At 67.2% G+C, this 17792-nt stretch carries 15 protein-coding genes; 3 read left to right on the plus strand and 12 right to left on the minus strand.

Annotation, left to right across the window (positions count from 1 at the left end; all coding sequences use genetic code 11):
* Positions 1 to 33: 33 nt before the first annotated feature.
* The 7 genes from dapE to rpmH all read right to left on the minus strand — a co-directional run bounded on the left by dapE (position 34) and on the right by rpmH (position 5331).
* Positions 34 to 1161: a succinyl-diaminopimelate desuccinylase gene (gene dapE / locus IE191_RS18090; RefSeq protein ID WP_191325786.1), complete on the minus strand. Its 1128-nt coding sequence runs from the start codon at positions 1159 to 1161 to the stop codon at positions 34 to 36.
* Positions 1158 to 1826, minus strand: coding sequence for a glutathione S-transferase family protein (locus IE191_RS18095; protein WP_191325787.1), 669 nt, complete (start codon positions 1824 to 1826; stop codon positions 1158 to 1160). The genes dapE and IE191_RS18095 overlap by 4 nt, the downstream gene beginning before the upstream one ends.
* A 134-nt stretch (positions 1827 to 1960) precedes the next feature.
* Positions 1961 to 2587 carry a ribosome biogenesis GTP-binding protein YihA/YsxC gene (gene yihA / locus IE191_RS18100; protein WP_191325827.1) on the minus strand — a complete coding sequence of 209 codons (627 nt, stop codon included), beginning with the start codon at positions 2585 to 2587 and terminating at the stop codon, positions 1961 to 1963.
* Between the two features lie 35 nt (positions 2588 to 2622).
* Positions 2623 to 4428 carry a membrane protein insertase YidC gene (gene yidC / locus IE191_RS18105; protein WP_191325788.1) on the minus strand — a complete coding sequence of 602 codons (1806 nt, stop codon included), beginning with the start codon at positions 4426 to 4428 and terminating at the stop codon, positions 2623 to 2625.
* A 45-nt stretch (positions 4429 to 4473) separates the two neighbouring features.
* The gene (yidD, locus tag IE191_RS18110; protein WP_191325789.1) at positions 4474 to 4683 is read right to left on the minus strand and encodes a membrane protein insertion efficiency factor YidD; all 210 of its coding nucleotides are present in this window, start codon (positions 4681 to 4683) and stop codon (positions 4474 to 4476) included.
* 5 nt (positions 4684 to 4688) lie between these two features.
* Complete coding sequence (gene rnpA, locus IE191_RS18115; protein WP_373299332.1) at positions 4689 to 5129, minus strand: ribonuclease P protein component; 441 nt, start codon at positions 5127 to 5129, stop codon at positions 4689 to 4691.
* 67 nt (positions 5130 to 5196) lie between these two features.
* Positions 5197 to 5331, minus strand: coding sequence for a 50S ribosomal protein L34 (gene rpmH, locus IE191_RS18120; protein WP_028657364.1), 135 nt, complete (start codon positions 5329 to 5331; stop codon positions 5197 to 5199).
* 226 nt (positions 5332 to 5557) lie between these two features.
* On the opposite strand from rpmH, the gene IE191_RS18125 reads away from it, so the two are divergent.
* The gene (locus tag IE191_RS18125) at positions 5558 to 6889 is read left to right on the plus strand and encodes a CHASE3 domain-containing protein (RefSeq protein ID WP_191325791.1); all 1332 of its coding nucleotides are present in this window, start codon (positions 5558 to 5560) and stop codon (positions 6887 to 6889) included.
* A 33-nt stretch (positions 6890 to 6922) separates the two neighbouring features.
* On the opposite strand, the gene IE191_RS18130 is transcribed toward IE191_RS18125, so the two are convergent.
* From IE191_RS18130 to IE191_RS18145, 4 genes are all read right to left on the minus strand, one after another.
* Positions 6923 to 8215: a serine hydrolase domain-containing protein gene (locus IE191_RS18130; protein ID WP_191325792.1), complete on the minus strand. Its 1293-nt coding sequence runs from the start codon at positions 8213 to 8215 to the stop codon at positions 6923 to 6925.
* A 107-nt stretch (positions 8216 to 8322) separates the two neighbouring features.
* Positions 8323 to 10671, minus strand: a complete 2349-nt coding sequence (locus IE191_RS18135) for a TonB-dependent receptor (RefSeq protein ID WP_191325793.1) — start codon at positions 10669 to 10671, stop codon at positions 8323 to 8325.
* A gap of 113 nt (positions 10672 to 10784) precedes the next feature.
* Entirely contained in the window at positions 10785 to 11927 is a 1143-nt protein-coding gene (locus tag IE191_RS18140; protein WP_191325794.1) for a helix-turn-helix transcriptional regulator, read from the minus strand.
* Positions 11928 to 12002: 75 nt separating this feature from the next.
* A complete protein-coding gene (locus tag IE191_RS18145) occupies positions 12003 to 12455 on the minus strand; it encodes a hypothetical protein (protein ID WP_191325795.1) in 453 nt (150 codons plus the stop codon).
* Between the two features lie 153 nt (positions 12456 to 12608).
* Between IE191_RS18145 and IE191_RS18150 the strand changes: the two genes are divergently transcribed.
* Complete coding sequence (locus tag IE191_RS18150) at positions 12609 to 13769, plus strand: aminotransferase class I/II-fold pyridoxal phosphate-dependent enzyme (RefSeq protein WP_191325796.1); 1161 nt, start codon at positions 12609 to 12611, stop codon at positions 13767 to 13769.
* Between the two features lie 31 nt (positions 13770 to 13800).
* On the opposite strand, the gene IE191_RS18155 is transcribed toward IE191_RS18150, so the two are convergent.
* The gene (locus IE191_RS18155; protein WP_191325797.1) at positions 13801 to 15072 is read right to left on the minus strand and encodes a DUF3422 domain-containing protein; all 1272 of its coding nucleotides are present in this window, start codon (positions 15070 to 15072) and stop codon (positions 13801 to 13803) included.
* 215 nt (positions 15073 to 15287) lie between these two features.
* Here IE191_RS18155 and IE191_RS18160 point away from each other — a divergent pair, with 215 nt between their 5' ends.
* Positions 15288 to 17753, plus strand: a complete 2466-nt coding sequence (locus IE191_RS18160; protein ID WP_229815607.1) for a transferrin-binding protein-like solute binding protein — start codon at positions 15288 to 15290, stop codon at positions 17751 to 17753.
* Positions 17754 to 17792 lie beyond the last annotated feature (39 nt).

The raw sequence follows: 17792 nt of genomic DNA on the forward strand, positions 1-17792 counted from the left end.
AGCCCCCTGGTGCTGGCCCCTATCGCAGCAGGTTCAGCCAGCCAGCGCCGCCAGGGCAACCCGGCGGTAGATGCGCGTCAGCACATGCAAGTCTTCCATCGCCACCGCCTCGTCCTTCTTGTGCATCGTCGCGTTGCACAGGCCGAATTCCACCACCGGGCACAGAGCGCGCAGGAACCGTGCGTCCGATGTGCCGCCGGTGGTCGAAAGCTCCGGCGTGACGCCGGTTTCAGCTTCCACCGCCTGAGCGATCAGGGTGGAGAACGCACCGGGCAGGGTGATGAAGCTTTCGCCCGAGATCACTGCTTCGGCCGTGCCGCCGTGGCGAGCGGCAATCGCGCTGACGCGATCGACCAGGCTCTGCCCGGTGTGCCGATCGTTGAAGCGGATCGACAGGCGGGCGCGGGCTTGCGCAGGGATCACGTTGGTGGCGGGGTTGCCCACCGCGAGGTCGGTCACTTCCAGGTTGGACGGCTGGAACCACTCGCTGCCTTCGTCCAGCACGAGCGCATCGAGTTCGGCGAGCATCGCCACCAGGCGCGGGATCGGATTGTCGGCCAAGTGCGGATAGGCCACGTGGCCCTGCGCGCCATCGACCGTGAGCCAGATGTTGACCGAGCCGCGCCGACCGATCTTCATCATGTCGCCCAAGCGGTTGACGCTGGTCGGCTCGCCCACCAGGCACAAGTCGGGTAGCGCGCCGATCGTGCGCATGTGCTCGATCAGGGCGACAGTGCCATAGCGTGCCGGCCCTTCCTCGTCCCCGGTGATGACCAGGCTGATCGTGCCGGCCTCGGCGGGAATGTCGGCCAGCGCGGCGACGAAAGCCGCGATCGCGCCTTTCATGTCCACCGCGCCGCGGCCATAGAGCAGTTCGCCGCGCCGCTCGGCGTTGAACGGCGCGCTGCTCCAGCCCTGGCCGGGCGGCACCACGTCAAGATGCCCGGCAAAGGCGAAATGGCGGCTGCCGGCCGGACCCTGGCGCACGGCAAACAGGTTTTCCACCGGGCCATCGGGCGCTTCGCCGGCGATGAAGCGATGGACGGTGAAGCCCAGCGGCGCGACCATGGCTTCGAGCGTGTCGAACACGCTGCCGGTGGCCGGGGTCACGCTGGGGCAATCGATCAGGCGCTCGGTGAGAACGACGGGGTCGGCACTCATGCTTGGCTCGTTTCCTCGAACTGTTCGATGGTCCATTCTTCATCCTCGGCCGCGTCGATCCACGCCTGCATCCAGGGATGTTCCCACAGCGCCTGCATATAGGCGACGGCAAAGCCGGGCACGCCCACGCCATAGGTGACGAAGCGCGAGACGACCGGGGCATAGATGATGTCGGCCGCGCTGAACGTGCCGAACAGGAACGGCCCGCCCTGGCCAAAGCGGGCGCGCGCCTCGGCCCACAGTTGCAGGATGCGGACGATATCGGCGCGCACATCGTCGCGCACCTCCACTTGCGCCTGGCGGCGGCGGATGTTCATCGGCATGTGCCCGCGCAGCGCGAAATAGCCCGAATGCATTTCTGCCACCATCGAACGCGCCATGGCCCGCGCCGCATCGTCCTTGGGCCAGAAGCGGTCGCGGCCGACCTTGTCGGCCAGGTAGTCGATGATCGCCAGGCTGTCCCACACCACGGCTTCGCCGTCCCACAGGATCGGCACTTTGCCCGACGAGGGCGCCAGATTGGCATCGCGGCGCTTGGCCTCGTCCCAATCGTCGCCATAGAGCGGAACGGTGATTTCCTCGAACGCCAGGCCCGATTGCTTGCAGGCCAGCCAGCCGCGCAGGGACCAGCTCGAATAGTTCTTGTTGCCGATAACCAGCTTCATGCGCGCAGGGCCTTTCTGCATGTAATCCCCCCTCCTCTTTAGAGGAGGGGCCGGGGGTGGTGCGGGGCCTGGCGCCAGTTTTCCACCACCCCCCGACCCCCTCCTCTGAAGAGGAGGGGGAGATGATTGTGCGTTCAGACCGCCGCGTCGTCCAGCACGGCGCCGCGCAGGGCGGCGATGCCGAGGCCCTTTTCCGACGAGGTCACGCTCACGTCAGGATGGGCGGCGGTGTGCTTGCGCGCGGTGGCCTGGGTTTCTTCCACCACTTGCGCCAGTTCGCTGGCCTTGATCTTGTCGGCCTTGGTCAGCACCACGCGATAGCTGACGGCGGCTTCGTCGAGCATCTGCATCATCTCGGCATCCACCGGCTTGATGCCGTGGCGGCTGTCGATCAGCAGCAGCGCGCGCTTGAGCACCACGCGGCCGCGCAAGTAGTCGCGCACCAGGCGGCGCCATTGCTCCACCACTTTGGGCGGGGCCTTGGCAAAGCCATAGCCGGGCATGTCGACCAGGCGGAACAGCGTGGGCTGGCCCACCTCGAAATAGTTCAGTTCCTGCGTGCGGCCGGGCGTGACCGAGGTGCGCGCCAGCGACTTGCGCCCGGTCAGCGCGTTGAGCAGCGAGGACTTGCCCACGTTGGAGCGGCCGCAGAATGCGATTTCCGGAAAGTCCGGATCGGGCAGGAACTTGAGCTGCGGCGCGGATTTGAGGAATTCCACGCGGCCGGAAAAGAGCGCGCGGGCGCGCTCTTCCAGGGCCATCAGGCGCAGGCCTTCCTCGTCGGGTCCGGTGGCGCTCACTTCTTCTTCGGCTTTGCAGTGATGGTGGCGCTGCGGGCGGCGCTGCGGTCCAGGTTCTGCTGGTCCTTGGCGGCCTGCGCCTTCAATTGCGGATGGCGGCTATAGAGATAGCGCTGCTGGGCAATGGTCAGCAGGTTGGACGTGATCCAGTAGAGCAGCAGGCCCGAAGCGAAGGGCGCCATCACGAACATCATCATCCACGGCATCAGGCCCATGACCTGCTGCTGCGCCGGGTCCATCGCGGCCGGTTGCAGCTTGAACTGCGCCCACATCGTGATGCCCAGGATGATCGCCAGCACGCCAATGCCGAGATAGGCCGGCGGGGTGAACGGCAGCAGGCCGAACAGGTTGAGCACGTGGAGCGGATCGGGCGCGGACAAGTCCTTGATCCACAGCACGAACGGCTGGTGACGCATTTCGATGGTCAGCACCAGCACCTTGTAGAGCGCGAAGAACACCGGAATTTGCAGGAAGATCGGCAGGCAGCCGGCCAGCGGGTTCACGCGCTCTTCCTTGTAGAGCTTCATGATTTCCTGCTGGGCCTGCGCCTTGTCGTCCTTGTAGCGTTCCTGGATCGCCTTCATCTTGGGCTGGAGCGCGCGCATTGCCGCCATCGAGGCAAACTGGCGCTGTGCCACCGGGAACATCATGCCGCGCACCAGCAGGGTGAGCAGGATGATCGCCACGCCAAAGTTCTTCACGCCGTGGAACAGCGCATCGAGCAGCCAGAAGATCGGCTTTTCGAACCAGCGGAACCAGCCCCAGTCGATCGACAGCGACAGGTGCGTCACGCCCTGGTTTTCATAGGCTTCAAGGACGTTGTTTTCCTTGGCCCCGGCAAAGAGGCGCAGCGTCTGGCTCTGGGTCTGGCCCGGCGCCACGCTGGCGGCCGGCCACATCAGGTCGGCGGCAAAGACATTGTTGCCGAGTGCACGGAAATCGGCGTTGGGGCGCGCTGCGCCATCGGCCGGGATCAGCGCCGACAGCCAGTAGATGTCGGTAAAGCCGATCCAGTTGGCGGCGCCCGCCGGGGCGATCGAGCCGGCCTTGGCGACATCCGTGTAGTTGTTGGAGAAGTTCACCGACCCATCGAACGCGCCAATCGGGCCGGAGTGGACCTGCCAGGTGTCCTGGCTCATCGTCTTGTCGGTGCGGTTGATCCGCGCGAACGGGGTGACCGAGGCGGCGGTGGGCGCGGCGTTGGTCACGCTCTGCGTCACGGTCAGCATGTAGTTCTGGTCGATCGCGTAGCGCAGCGCAAAAGTCTGCCCGGTCGGGTTGGCCCAGGTCAGCGTGACCGGGGTCGCCGGGGTCAGCTTGCCGCCCTGGGCGGTGAACAGCGTCTGCCCGTTGGGCGTGGCCAGCCCGTTCTGGCCGAGCCAGCCGACCTGGGCAAAGTGCTGCGCCGGAGTGCCGGCGGGCGAGAACAGGCGCACCGGCGGGCTGTTCTTGTCGATCGTTTCGCGGTGGCGGACCAGCGTCAGGTCATCGACCACGCCGCCGACCAGGTTGATCGAGCCCTTGAGGCCCGGCGCATCGATCGCCACGCGGTGGCCGGCGCTGAGCTCCTGGGCCAGATCCTTCTGTTCCAGCGCCACGTCGGCCGGGGCCTGGAGCCCGCCTTCGCGGGTCGGCTTGGCCGGCGGGCCGCTGCTCGCGGGTGCGGCGGCGGGGTTCGTCGGGGCGGTCGCCGCCGGCTTGCCCTTGGGCTGCGGATAGAAATAGGCGATGCCGTAATCCCAGCCGATCAGCAGCAGGCCCATCAGGACCACCGCCAGGATCAGGTTGCGCTGTTTCTCCACTGTGCCTCGCGTTCGTTGAATCTAGCTGATTGGGAAAGGGTGTCCTCAGGGGACCGGATCATAGCCGTAGCCACCCCAGGGATGGCAGCGCAATAGCCGCAAGGCGGCAAGCCAGCTACCCTTAATCGCACCATGCTTCTGCCAGGCCTCGATCGCGTATTGCGAGCATGAGGGAGCATAGCGGCAGGACGGGGGCAGCACGCGGGAGGGGCCAAGCTGCCAGCCCCGTGCGATGAGGATGAGCAGACGCTTCATGGCGCTTAGCGACCGTGGGCAGGCTTGGGGGCAGGCTTTGGCCCGCGCTTCCCGTTCGGCTTTCTGGGGGGATCGCCCTTGCCGGCGGCGGCGCGGGCCAGGGCCTGGACCAGTTCGCCATGGAGCAGGGCGAAATCGCGCTCCACCCCGTTTTCGCGGCCGATCAGCACATGATCGGCCCCGGCAATGCCATGGACAGGCAGCAGTTCGCGCAGCAGCGCGCGAAAGCGCCGCTTCATGCGGTTGCGCATCACGGCATTGCCGATCTTCTTGGTGACCGTCACGCCAAAGCGCAGCGACCCGTCGGGGCGCGCCAGCGGGTTCACCAAAAGAACGAATCCGGGCCTTGCGACCCGGATTCCGCGATTGGCGGCGAGAAAATCCGCACGCCTGGCAATCGTGGCCGGCCGGGCACTGCGGCGTGGCGATCGGGGGGCGGCGGGCAAAATGCTATCTGCCCCGGCCGCTTCCGACCCTGCCTGCGCCGACATGCTTGCCCGACAGGGCGCGCGATCAGGCCGAGAGGTTCTTGCGGCCGCGGGCGCGACGGGCGCGCAGCACCTTGCGACCACCGACGGTGGCCATGCGGGCGCGGAAGCCGTGGCGACGGGCACGCACGAGGTTGCTGGGCTGGAAAGTGCGCTTCATGGTTCAGCTCTTCTTCTTTGTCTGGCGAATCGGAACAAGGCCACGCCGCCGCAACCGACGCCGAGCCGAAATCAGGGGTGGGCCGATAAGCGAGGGGAGGCCATCCGTCAAGCATTTGCCGCGCGGCCTGCCAGCCCACTTGCCTGTGCCGCCCTTGCACAGGCCCGATGGGACAGCCTCGTGAAATTGCCATTGGCGAAAATCCCATCTCGCTCTAGGCAGGGGCATGGTTGCCAACGAAACCGGGCAGGCCCATGCGTCGGGCCGACTATGGCGCCGCAAACCGGCGTGGCTGACATTCGCGTTGTTTGCCGTGCTGGTGCTGGCGCTGCTGGGCACCTTTGCCCTGATCTTCACCACCGTCGATGCCGAGCGGGTGCAGCGCGAGCAGGCGACGCGCACCAGCGCCGTGCTGGCCGCGCTCGATGGCATCGTGGCGGCCACGCTCAACGGCGAAACCGGGCAGCGCGGCTATTACATCACCTATGATCGCCGCTATCTGGCGCCCTATGAGCAGGGCCATGCCGCCTATCTTGCCGAAATGCGCGCGCTGCGCCAGCGGCTGGGGCGCGACCTTGATCCCAAGCAGGCCGCGCTGGTGGACGAGATCGAGCGCCTGGGCGATGCCAAGTGGGCGGAAATGGCCGGCACGGTGGAGCTGGTGCGGCGCGGCGAACTGGTCGAGGCGCGGGTGCGCACGCTGTCTGACGAAGGGCAACTGGCGATGGAGGGGCTGCGCCAGGCGGTGGGCCGGCTGGAGCGCACCGAGCGCGCCCGCCTGGACGCGGCCAGCCAGAGCGCGGCCATGGCCGAGGCGCGGGTGATGCCTTCGCTCGGCCTGCTGGCAGTGATCATCGCCATCGCGCTGATTCTGGGGCTGTGGCAGGTGATCCGCACCGCGCAGGCGCAGGCTGCCGCCGCCAATGCCGCCCTGATTGCCGAGGCGCGCGACCGCGCCGATCTGCTGGCGCGGGAATTGAACCACCGCGTGAAGAACCTGTTCGCGGTGATCCTGGCGATCGTGAAGATGTCGGCGCGCGGTGACACGGCCGCCGCCCCGGCGGTGGACCGCATCGCCAAGCGCATCCACGCGCTGGTGACCGCGCACGACGTGACGCAGGGACGCCTGGATGGCGAAGGCGAAGTGGACCTGGCGGATCTGGTGGCCAAGGCCATCGCGCCCTATCGCTCTGACAGCGAGCGCTGCAACCTGGCCGGTGGCAGCCTGGTGGTCTCGGGGCGGCACGCGGTCCCGCTTGGCCTGGTGCTGCACGAGTTGGTCACCAACGCGGTCAAATATGGCGCCTGGGCTGCGCCGGGCGGCATGCTGGACGTGCGCTGGAGCCACGAGACCAGCCGCGACGGCGGCAAGACCGTGCGCTTGGTGTGGCAGGAACGCGCCGCCGCGCCCCTGGCCCTGCCCGAAGACGGCGTGCCGACGCGCGAAGGCTTTGGCTCGGCGCTGATCCGCAGTTCCGAACGGCAACTGGGCGGGCGGATCGTGCGGCGGTTTTCCCCCGAGGGGATCATGGTGGAGATTGCCTTTCCCCACGCATGATCCGCACTGCGGTTCCAGGTATCTGACTTGGCGTCAGGGCTTGGGCGCGGTGGCCGACCACTGCACCAGGGTCTTGAAATAGGCCAGGGTCTCTTCCAGCGCGCGGTTGCCCAGGTCCGATCCTTCGGGCGGGAAGAAGCTGAGCTTGACGATCACCGTGCGCGTGGCGGGGTGGACGTAGATGAACTGCCCTTGCAGGCCGAGCGCGGTATAGGCGCCGGTGTCATCCAGCTTCCACCACTGGAAGCCATAGCCGGAGCGGGCGAAGGGATCGGTCACGCTGGCCGGCGGGGGCGGCGTGCCGGGATCGGCATTGGGAATCATCGCGGTGGACTGGCGCACCCAGTCTGCCGGCACGATCTGGCGGCCGTTGAACTTGCCTTCGTCCAGCATCATCTGTCCCAGCCGGGCAAAATCGCGCAGTGTGGCGTTATAGCCCATGCCGTTCAGTTCGCGGCCCACGCCCGGTGCGCCGTCGGCCAGCCAGTAGCCATAGGATTCCATGCCCATCGGCTGCCACAGGTTCTGCGTGGTGAACTGCGCCAGCGGCTGCTTGGTCGCGCGTTCCAGAATCCAGCCGAGCACGCTGGTATCGAGCGTGGAATAGTTGAAATGGCTGCCCGGCTTCCACTTGCGCTTGAGGCGCGGGGCGGTGTCGGCAAAGCGCTCGGTATTGGCGACGATGGCGTTGAGGAAGATCTTGGCCGCGACGCTGGGCGTGGCGCCGAAATCATAGCGTTCCTCGTAATCCACGCCCGAGCGCATTTGCAGCACCTGGCGGATGGTTACCCCGTCATAGCCCGAACCCTTGAGTTCGGGAACATAGTCGGTGACCGGCTGGTCGATCGACTTGATCGCCCCCTGGTTCACCGCGATGCCGACGAGGATCGAGGTGATCGACTTGGCCATCGAGAACGAGATGTAGTGTGTGCCTGCATCGGTGTTGTTGCGATAGCTTTCGTGCACGATCTTGCCATCGCGCATCACCAGCAGGGCGTTGGTGAACGTGCGGTCTTCCCACTGGTCCTCGCTCATCCGCGTGGTGCCGATAACGGCATCGGGCAGGGCCTGATCCACGCGCGGCAGGGCAGCGATCGGGCCGGCGCGGGGCACCGGGCGGGTCTGGAACAACTGGTCCATGCTGTGGAACGTCAGCATGTTTTCCGGCGCTTCCAGCATGTGGGTGCGCGCAGCGGCGAGATTGGGCGGCACGGCGCCATCGGGCAGGACATGCGGCGCGGCCGTCTGCGCCCCGGCGGGCGCGCCGGCGCAGAGGGCAAGGGCGGCGCAGGCGCAGGTGAGGGCGGCCTTGGAAAGGAATGCCATGGATCGAATACCTTCTGGAACGACAGGGATCAGGGAGAAAAGGGGCCGGAAGCGTCAGGGTGCTCCCGGCCCAGGCAGGCGGCGCCCCCGGCTGGGGGCACCCGGCATCACTGGCGCATCAGCAGCGTGAGCCCGAAGGTGCGCGGGCGCTGCGACAGGTTGCGATAGGAACCCACGCCAGCCACTTCGATGGAGCGGGACAGGATCGTGGTCTCGTTGGTCAGGTTGTCCACGAACACCGAAATGTCATAGGCACCGCGCCGCACCCCGGCGCGCAGGCTGGCATAGTGCACCTGCGGCAGGGGATAGGCGCCCGGATCAAAGCCGCTGGTGCGGCTGTCGGTCACGGCCGACATCTTGGCCTTGCTCTTGTACTGGTAATCGGCGCGGAAATAGCCCGTCGCGCTGCCCAGGCTCGCTTCATAGCTGGCGCCCAGCGTCGCGGTCCACGGGTGGGTTTCCAGGTGATCGCCCACTGCCGCGATGAGATAGCCCGGCGCCGGATTGGCCAGGCCGCTCACGTTCTGGGTGAGGCGGGCATTGGTATAGGCCAGCGTGCCATCCAGCGTGAAGGCCGGGCTGATTCGCGCGGTGGCCTGGAGATCGAAGCCCTGGCTGCGCGCCTTGCCCAGGTTGGCGGTGAACTGCGCGCCGCAATGCTGGAGATAGACGTTCTGCTGGATGTTGCTCCAATCCACATGATAGGCGCTGGCCGCCAGGCTCACTCCGCCCACGCGCGTCTTGGCACCGGCTTCATAGCTCCACAGGCTGTCCGACTTGTAGGTGGAGGGCACGTTGGCAAAGCCGAAGCCGGTCAGGTCCGCGCCGCACTGCGACAGCGGCACCGGGGCATTGGTGCCGCCGATGCGATAGCCCTTGGCCGCCGTGGCATAGAACAGCGTGGTCGGCGTCGCCTGCCAGTTGAGCGCGAACTTGGGCGTGACCGGGGTTTCGCTGACCGACTGGTTGTTCTGCAACTGATAGCCCGAGACCGGCCCGTCGAACAGCGAACTGCCTTCGAACCTGGTGTGCGCCACGCGCACCCCGGCGGTGACCTTGAGCGTGTCGGTCAGCTTGAGCGAGCCTTCGGCAAAGCCGGCCAGTTGCTCGTCGGCCCCGCGCCCGTTGCCCGCCAGCGAATAGAGCCCGTCGACCAGCGGCGCGCCCAGCACCACTTCGGGCGGAATGCCGCCGAAGATGTCGGCAAAGCCGGGGTCATAGACCCGCTCGGCGAAATGCTGGACCGACTTGGCAAAGAAGCCACCCACCACCCAGGTCAGCGGGGCCTGGCTGTCGGTCGATTGCAGGCGCACTTCCTGAGTGAAGGTGCGCTGGTCGTTGGTCATATAGGCCAGCGCCTTGTGGTCCGTGCCGGTCCAGGGCGAACCGGTGAACACGGCGGGCCAGATCGTCGAATAGTCGATCTCGCCGCTCTGGTCGCGGACGTAGTAAGACGTGTTGCTGATCACCTGCACGCCGCCCAGCGTCGCGCTGATGTTGAGGGCGGGCATATAGAAGCGGTCGCGATCGGGCGAGCCATTGGGCGCGCCGCTGACATAGCGGCCCTTGCCGGCGTCGGACTGGCTTTCCCACCACGGGCTGGTGTCGTTGTTGACGCGCTTCTGGTAATAGAGCGACGGCGTGATCTCGATCCCGTCGGTCGGCGCCCACTTGAGCGCGACGCGGCCCACTTGCGTCCAGGCGGAATTGACGTTCTTGAGATAGGGCGCGTTGGTCACCGCCGGATTGGCGTTCTGCCGATCGATCCAGCCGCCGTCATGGCGATACCACACGCTGGCGGCCAGCCCCAGCTTGTCCTTGATCAGCGGCGCGGTGATCGACACGCCCAGTTCGCCCGATGCCGCGCCACCCTGGGTGGCGGCAGCTTCCGCGCGCCCATAGACCTTGGTGTCGGTCAGGCTCGGCTGGGTGGTGATGAAGCGCACCGTGCCGCCTTCCGATCCGGCACCGAACAGCGTGCCCTGCGGACCGCGCAGCACTTCCACCCGGGCCAGGTCGAACACGGCGGGAAAGGCATTGGTGGTGGAATAGCCGACCACGCGGCTCTGGATCGGGGTGTCGTCGATATAGACGCCGGTGGTGGCCGCGCCCACGGTGGAGCTGACCCCGCGAATGGCGATGTTGGTCTGGTTGCCAAAGCCGTTGGGATCGAACTGGATGCCCGGCGTCTGGCGCACCACGCCGGAAATGTCCTTGATCCCGCGCGCGTCGAGCGAGGCCTGGGTCAGCGCGGTGACCGATTGCGGCACCTTGCTCAGCGATTCGGCGCGGCGGGTGGCCGTCACCACGATTTCACCCGGTGCCGCATCGGCGGCTGCGGTGGCCGGGGCGCCATCCTGGGCCAGTGCCGGGGCCGCCGCCAGGGGCAGCGCCAGCATCGGGGCAAGCGCCAGGGCCAGCGTGGTGGGTGAAGGGTAAAAATGTCTGCGCTGCATCGTCCATCCCTCGTCGTGCGGCGTTCGCGGACGATCCGCTCTGCCTTGTCACGATGATGATGAAGCGGGATCGGCGCAGGCTGCACCTCCCATTTGGGATATAGTCTGCGATCTCAGTTTGTGTGTGGGAAAAACGGCGCATTTGCTGCGGGAGCGGACAGCGAATGGAGCACCAGGCGCACGAGATCCGCCTGCCTGCCGGTGCCGGTCTTGCCGAAAAGCTGCTTGAGCTGGATGCGCGCGGTGCCGGTCGTGATCCCACGGCGCGCGGCGTAATCGCTGAGCGTGTCCCCGGCCGCGAGCGCGGCGGCAAGCTGCGCTTCGGCGCCGGTGAGGCGGAACAGCCGGGCCAGATCGGCCGGCGCCACCTGGGCGCGGCGTTCGGGCGCGGCGATCATCAGCAGCACTTCGTCGCGCGCGGCGGCACCGATGCCGGCCTGGTTGGCACCGGCTACGGCGCGCAGGTGCAGCGGATCGTCACCGGGGGTGCCGAGTGCGAGGACATCGGCCTGGCCGCCCGCCGCCTCGGCCACCAGGGCACGCAGCGCCGCGCTGGGTTGACTGCCGGTGGCGGCCAGCGTGCCGCCGCGCACCGTCAGATGCGGATTGCCGGCGAGCAGGGCATCGGCCAGCGGATTGCTCCAGGCGACGCGCAGCGCGCGGTCACAGCCGACCATGGCCAGATCGGTGGCGCGGATCGCCTGTTCCAGCGCGCAGACGCGCCCGGCCATCTGCGAAGACTGGCGCCACAGCCGCACGGTCTGGTCGAGATGGGGCAGCAATTCCTGCAACTGCTCGGCCTCGGCCGCGTCGATGTCGCGGTCGTCGCCCGGCTTGCGGTGGAACACCAGCGAGAAATGGCTGTCTTCCGACAGGCCGAAGCCGACCCAGAAGGCCGGGCCAAGCCCGCACCGCGCCAGCCCTTCGCGCATGGCGCGGTGTTCGCCCTCGGATTGGTCCAGGCTCTGGAAGTCGCTGCCGATGCCGCTGTCGCTGCGGCGCGGGGCGCGCCGCCGGAAACGCGGGTTGGCCCCGGAATTGGCCCAGGAATCGTGAATCTTGGCCTGTTGCAGCGAGATGCTGTCGCGCGCCGTCCAGATCTGTTGCAGGCAGGGCCGGGCAGAGGACAGCACTTGCGCCACCACGCTTTGCACCCCCAGCCGATCGCGCAGCGTGTCGAGCACGGTCTGCCAGCGCGCCTCGTGCTCCACCGCGCCGTAGAGATGAAGCAGCAGGGAAGAGTCCGAAAGCGTCATGGTCAGGCAGGTCCGGGCCGTTGCATGACGGAGTGTAACCCAGCCGGCCTGCCCTGGCAAAGGGGCGGGACGCCTCTATCCCGCAACCAGCGCGATCAGGGCAAGGGCCAGGGCGCTGGCGAGCAGCCCGGCGCCGATCCGGCGGCGCCGTTGCAGCCGGCGGCGCTGGCTGCGCGGCAGGCCGCCACCGCGCGCGGTGGAGCGCCAGAGCCAGCCTTCGCCATCGGCCCAGGCACGCGCTTCCGGGCCGAGCAGAGTCCACAGCCCCGCAGCCAGCAGCGCGCAGGCCAGCGCCACGGCCACAAGTGCCCCTCCTGGCAGGCCGGCGCCGTCACTCTCGCGGCATTGCGCCAGGCTGGCACGGGCCTCTGCCGTGGCGCAGGGGCCGGTCGCGGTCTGGGCATCCAGCGGGTTGCCGGCAAGGTCGGTGGTCTGCGCCATGCTTGGCGGAGTCGGCGGCCCGGCGGGCAGGCCGGGATCGGGCGCGGCAGAGGCATGGAGCGTATGGTGTCCGCTTTGGTAAGGCATCGCGTGCTGGCCCGCTCAACGCTGTCCCCGGCCTGGCGATGCCCCACGCCGCCCGCCCAGCCGATGGCCGCCGGATTAACCCGCGTTCATCTCGCTCTGGTGCGGCCGGGCGGATGGCCCGGGGCGGAAATTCGTGTTAGGCGCGCAAAGCCCATGACTGCACAGATCGAACCCTTTCACGCCATTGCCGTTTCCACCCTGGCGCATCGCCTCTCGGCCGAAGCGGCTAAGGCCGGCCGTCCGGTGATTCACATGGAATTCGGCCAGCCTTCCACCAGCGCGCCGGCCGCCGCGATCGCCCGTGCCCACCACGTGCTCGATACCCAGGCACAAGGCTATTGGGAAAGTGCAGCGCTCAAGGAACGCATCGCCCGCCATTATCACGAGAGCGCCGGAGTCGCGGTCGATCCGGCGCAAGTGGTGCTCACCTGCGGCGCATCGCCAGCGCTGGTCATGGCGCTGACCCTGCGCTTTGCCCCCGGCGCGCGGGTGGCAATCGCCCGGCCCGGCTATGTCGCCTATCGCAACACGCTGCGCGCGCTGCACATGGAGCCGGTGGAACTGGTCTGCGGGCCGGAGGAACGCTTCAATGTCACTGCCGCCGCGCTTGCCGCGCTGGAGCCGGCGCCCGACGGGTTGATCCTGGCCAGCCCGGCCAATCCCACCGGCACGGTGATCCCGCCCGAGGAACTGGCCGCCATCGCCCAGGTCTGCCACGAACGCGGCATCGCGGTGATCAGCGACGAGATCTATCACGGCCTCACCTATGACGGCGCCCGCGCGCAGACGCTGCTGACGGTCGATCCCGAGGCGGTGATCGTCAACAGCTTCTCCAAGTATTTCTCGATGCCGGGCTGGCGGCTCGGCTGGCTGGTGGTGCCGCCCGCGCTGGTCGACCAGGCCCGCGCGCGCATGGGCAACCTGTTCCTCACGCCGCCGGTGCTCAGCCAGAACGCCGGGCTGGTGGCGTTCGACTGCTGCGAGGAACTGGAAGGGCATGTCGCCGCCTATGCTCGCAACCGGCAATTGGTGCTTGATGCCTTGCCCGCGCTGGGCCTGGCGCGGATCGCCCCGCCCGATGGTGCGTTCTATGTCTGGGCCGACATCGGCCACCTGACCGACGATTCGATGGCGTTCTGCCTCAAGCTGCTGGAAGACACCGGCGTGGCCACGGCGCCGGGCATCGATTTCGATCCGGTGGAAGGCCACCGCTTCTTCCGCATCAGCTTCGCCGTCTCCACGGCCGAAGTGGAAGACGCGCTGGCGCGGATGAAGCCTTGGTTTGCCGCGCGCATGGCCGAAGTTGCCGCTTGATCGTTTTTCCGTGCTATAACTGCTATCATGTTCATGCGCTGGCGGCAGGATCGAGCAGCCGCTTGCGCGCGCGGCGCAGGCCGAGCCAGGTCGCCAGCACGATCAGCGGGGTCATGACCCCCACAGCCAGCCGCGCGTCGAAGTGGACCAGGCTTTCGCCACCTTCCAGCACATGGCCGATCAGCGCCGTGGCGTAATAGCTGATGCCCACCACCGAGAGGCCCTCGACCAGGTGTTGCAGGCGCAATTGCCGCGTGGCGCTGCGTTCGAGTGATGCGAGCAGGGCGCCGTTCTGGTTTTCGATGCGCGTTTCGATGCGCGCGCGCAGCAAGGCGGTGAACTGCCCGGCGCGGGCCGCCACCTGCTGTTCACGCTTGGAAAAGGCCGCGCAGGTGCGGACCGCCGGCAGGAACCGCCGCTGGGTGAATTCGCCCAGCGAAAGGAAGCCGGGAATCGGCTGGGGCGCCAGGTCGGCCAGCCGCTCTTCCACCAGCAGGGCATAGGCGGCCGTCGCGCTCATGCGATAGTCGGTGGCGCTGGCCACGGCGGCGATCGCCAACGACAGCGCGGAAAGCTGGGCCATCAGGTCATCGTCGCGCACATCTTTGCGGGTCAGCGCTTCGCCCAGGCGGCGCAAGTCGGCCTCGGCTTCGTCCAGCCGGGGCCAGGCCGCGCGCGCCACCGGCAGGCCCAGCAGCGCCAGGTTGCGATAGCTGCCCAGCTCCTGCAACCGCTGCACCGCGCGCGTCAGGTCGCCGCCATCGAGGCCGTTGGCCGCCACCAGCATGCGGCCATAACCATCGGCGCCGATGCGGAAATCCGACCAGATGCGCATTGGCCCGGCCACGTGGCACGAGACCATGTCTTCGGGCGCGAAATCCAGCGGCGAGTCCGGGGCTGCGTGGGCCATCGCCTGCTGCGCCGCGGCATCATCGGCCACGATCACCAGCCGCGTGGCCCGCACCGTGGCACCGGGCAGGCTGGCCATCCAGGCCAGCGCCGCGCCGAGTTCGGGCGTCGCGGTATCGGCGCCGGGGGCAAACACGGTCTGCGTGCTCGCCTCGCTATGCCGCTCCCAGGTGAAGGCCAGGCCACCGGCCAGCGTGCCCGACACATGGCGGCGATAGGCGCGCCGCACTTCGCCGCCCCCGGGCATGGCCGACCAAGCGGCCCACTCCGCATCGCGCTGCGCGTCCTCGACCAGCCGCACCTGCTGCACCACCACCATCGGCGCTCGCAGCACGGGCCAGCGGCGCAGGTGCATCTCGTTGACGATCTGGCGGCGCCACTCGTGTTCGTGCATGGCTTCTCCCCCTGCCTCCAGAATGCGCCTGAAAGCGGGGCAGCGCAATTCGTCTTTGGGTGGCAGCGGATACAAATCGTAACAATAGGTTTATTTAGGTTGCAAAAGCGGTTGCGATCCGTTGGCGGAATGATAACACCCGGAAAACATGCGGTTGAGCGCCACGCAACGGCGTCCAATTTCGGCCAACAGGGGAATGCTGGATGTCATTACAAGTGATCCGCGCAGGGCATGGCGCCCGGCGCGCGGCGGCGCGTTGGTATGCCACGATGCCTCTGGCGCTGGTGCTTTCGGCCTGTGGCGGCGGCGAGGTGGCGAGCACCCCCAATCCCACGCCCACACCTACACCCACGCCAACAGGGCCGGTCAATGCCGATCTGCTGGGGCCGCTCAAGACCGAAAGCTTTGCCAACCTGGCGGTGCGCGCCACGGGCAATTTCGATACCAGCCTGCGCCCCAAGGTCAGTGCCTCGTCGGTCAGCGCGACGTTCCGCTATGACGCTGCGGCCCAGACCTACTCGCTGACCAGCCCGAGCGGATCGATCACGTTCGGCAAGAACGAGATCGACGCCAGCCAGTCCAGCGCCGCAGCGACGGTCTATGCCAAGCGCAACGGCAACACGACGGACTTCCTCACCGTGACCAAGGCAGGCACCTCGGGCACGCTGACCTATCGCTATGTCGGCAGCGCGTTCTGGGAGCACTCGGTCGTCGGTACCAATTCCGGCAGCGGCACGGTGGATGCGCTGGTTTACGGCGCACCGACGGCTGACGCAGCGGTGCCGCGTACGGGCAGCGCCATCTACGCGCTCGATGTGCTGGGGGTGACCACCACCGGCGCTGGCACGCAGCCCCTGGTGGGCAGTGGCACGGCGGCGGTCGAGTTCGCTTCGGGGCAAATCGTGCTGACCGGCACCACGGTGATGATGCCTGGCACGCCGTTCACCGACAATTTCCACGGCAGTGGGGCGCTTGCCTCGGCCGGAAACGGCTTTTCTGGCAAAGTCACCTTCGAGGATTTCCAAGTGGAAACGGGTGATTTCAAAGGCCAGTTCTTCGGCCCGGATGCCAGCGAAATCGGCCTGAGCTTTGCCGCCAAATCCAGCAATCCCAGCAATACCTATGATTCGGTCGCCGTCGGCACGATGACGGGGCGCAAAAGCAGCACCGCAGCCCTGACCTTTCCCGATGGCCATCCGGCAACGCCAGTCATCCTGACCACAACTGCCAAGGAAGCCACGTTCACTTCCACTGCGCCACTGACCGACAACGATGCCTCGCAGAGTTTCGGCAGCGTGACCCAGGGCGACGTGGCGATGACCATTGCCTGGGATGGCAGCCACTATACCCTGACCACGCCAGCGGGAACGCGGACCTATGTCGATAACTTTTACACCGGCCTGCGGCCACTTCAGGTGGCAACCGGCAGCTATTCCGCCACGCTGACCAGCTATACCGCCACTTCTAGCGGCGGCATGCAAACCCACCGGTTGGACAACGCCGTGTTCGGCGCGAGCACGCCGGTAGCCTCGGTGCCGCTTTCGGGAACAGGCCATTATGATCTGTCGCTGCAAGGCTATGCGGTGGAGAACGGCCGCAAGAACATCCTCCTCGCCTGGGGGAATGGCGCGCTCGATGTCAATTTCACCACCGGCGCACTCGGCCTGACGGGCAAGATGACGCTGGCCGAATACTATAATCTCGCCACACGCCCGGCCATGCCCCAGCGGGTCGGCGCCCTGACCGGCAGCGGCACGTTGGCGGCCAGCACCAACAGCTTTTCCACCTCGATGGCCTTTGAAAGCTACACCGGCGCGTTGGCGGGCAATTTCTTTGGCCCCAAGGCCAATGAAGTGGCCGGCACCTGGCAGGCAAGCGGGGGCAGCACCGGGGGCACTGCGATGGGCACGTTTCGTGGCAGCGATGCCTCGCGCTTTGCCGGTTTTACCGACCAGTTGCAGCCCAAGGCGTTCGACTACATTCCGGTGTCGCAGAGGGAACTCGATTATGGGTATGCCATGTTGCAGTGGACGCCCTCTTCGGGAACATATGAGTTCCGGCCTTTCTCTCAGCCCTTCGGCATTTCCGTCTTCGTGCTCGACAAATCGGACATCGTCGCGGGCAAGGGCACGGCGCTGGCCGATTACTATGCCGCAAGTGACGGGAACATCAACTACACCGGCCTGATCGCCAAGCATGACAACTCCGGCATGACCTACACCTATCTGGGTTTTGCCGATATCAGCGCCACCGTGGCGGCTGACGCCACCCAACCGCCGCGGCGGTTGCTGAGCTACTTCGGCTATCCCACGGCAGCCCGCCCCACCAGCGGCAGCGCCACCTACAAGGGCGAGGCCATGGGGCAGGGGCATGTCGCGGCGCTGGGCTATACCGGTGCAGTCAGTGGCACGAGCAGCTTTTCTGCCGACTTCGCTAACGGCGCGCTGACTGCGGACCTTGCGCTCTCCACCACCGAGGCCACGGCCCGTACGGTGGGCACGTTCTCGCAAAGCGGCACGATGGGAGCCAACGGCGCATTCACGCTTAGCAACAGCAGCGGCGTGCAAACCATGATGGGGCAGTTGTTCGGACCGGGCGCCGAGGAAGTCGGCGCGCGTTGGTCCTACCAGCAAGGAGATGCGCTCTCGATCGACGGCATTGCGGTGGCGCGCAAGAATTGACGGCTTTCCGGTCAGGCGCTGCCTTGGCGCCTGACCAGC

Origin of the sequence: Novosphingobium pokkalii, assembly GCF_014652855.1 — a bacterium.
Lineage (GTDB): Bacteria > Pseudomonadota > Alphaproteobacteria > Sphingomonadales > Sphingomonadaceae > Novosphingobium > Novosphingobium pokkalii.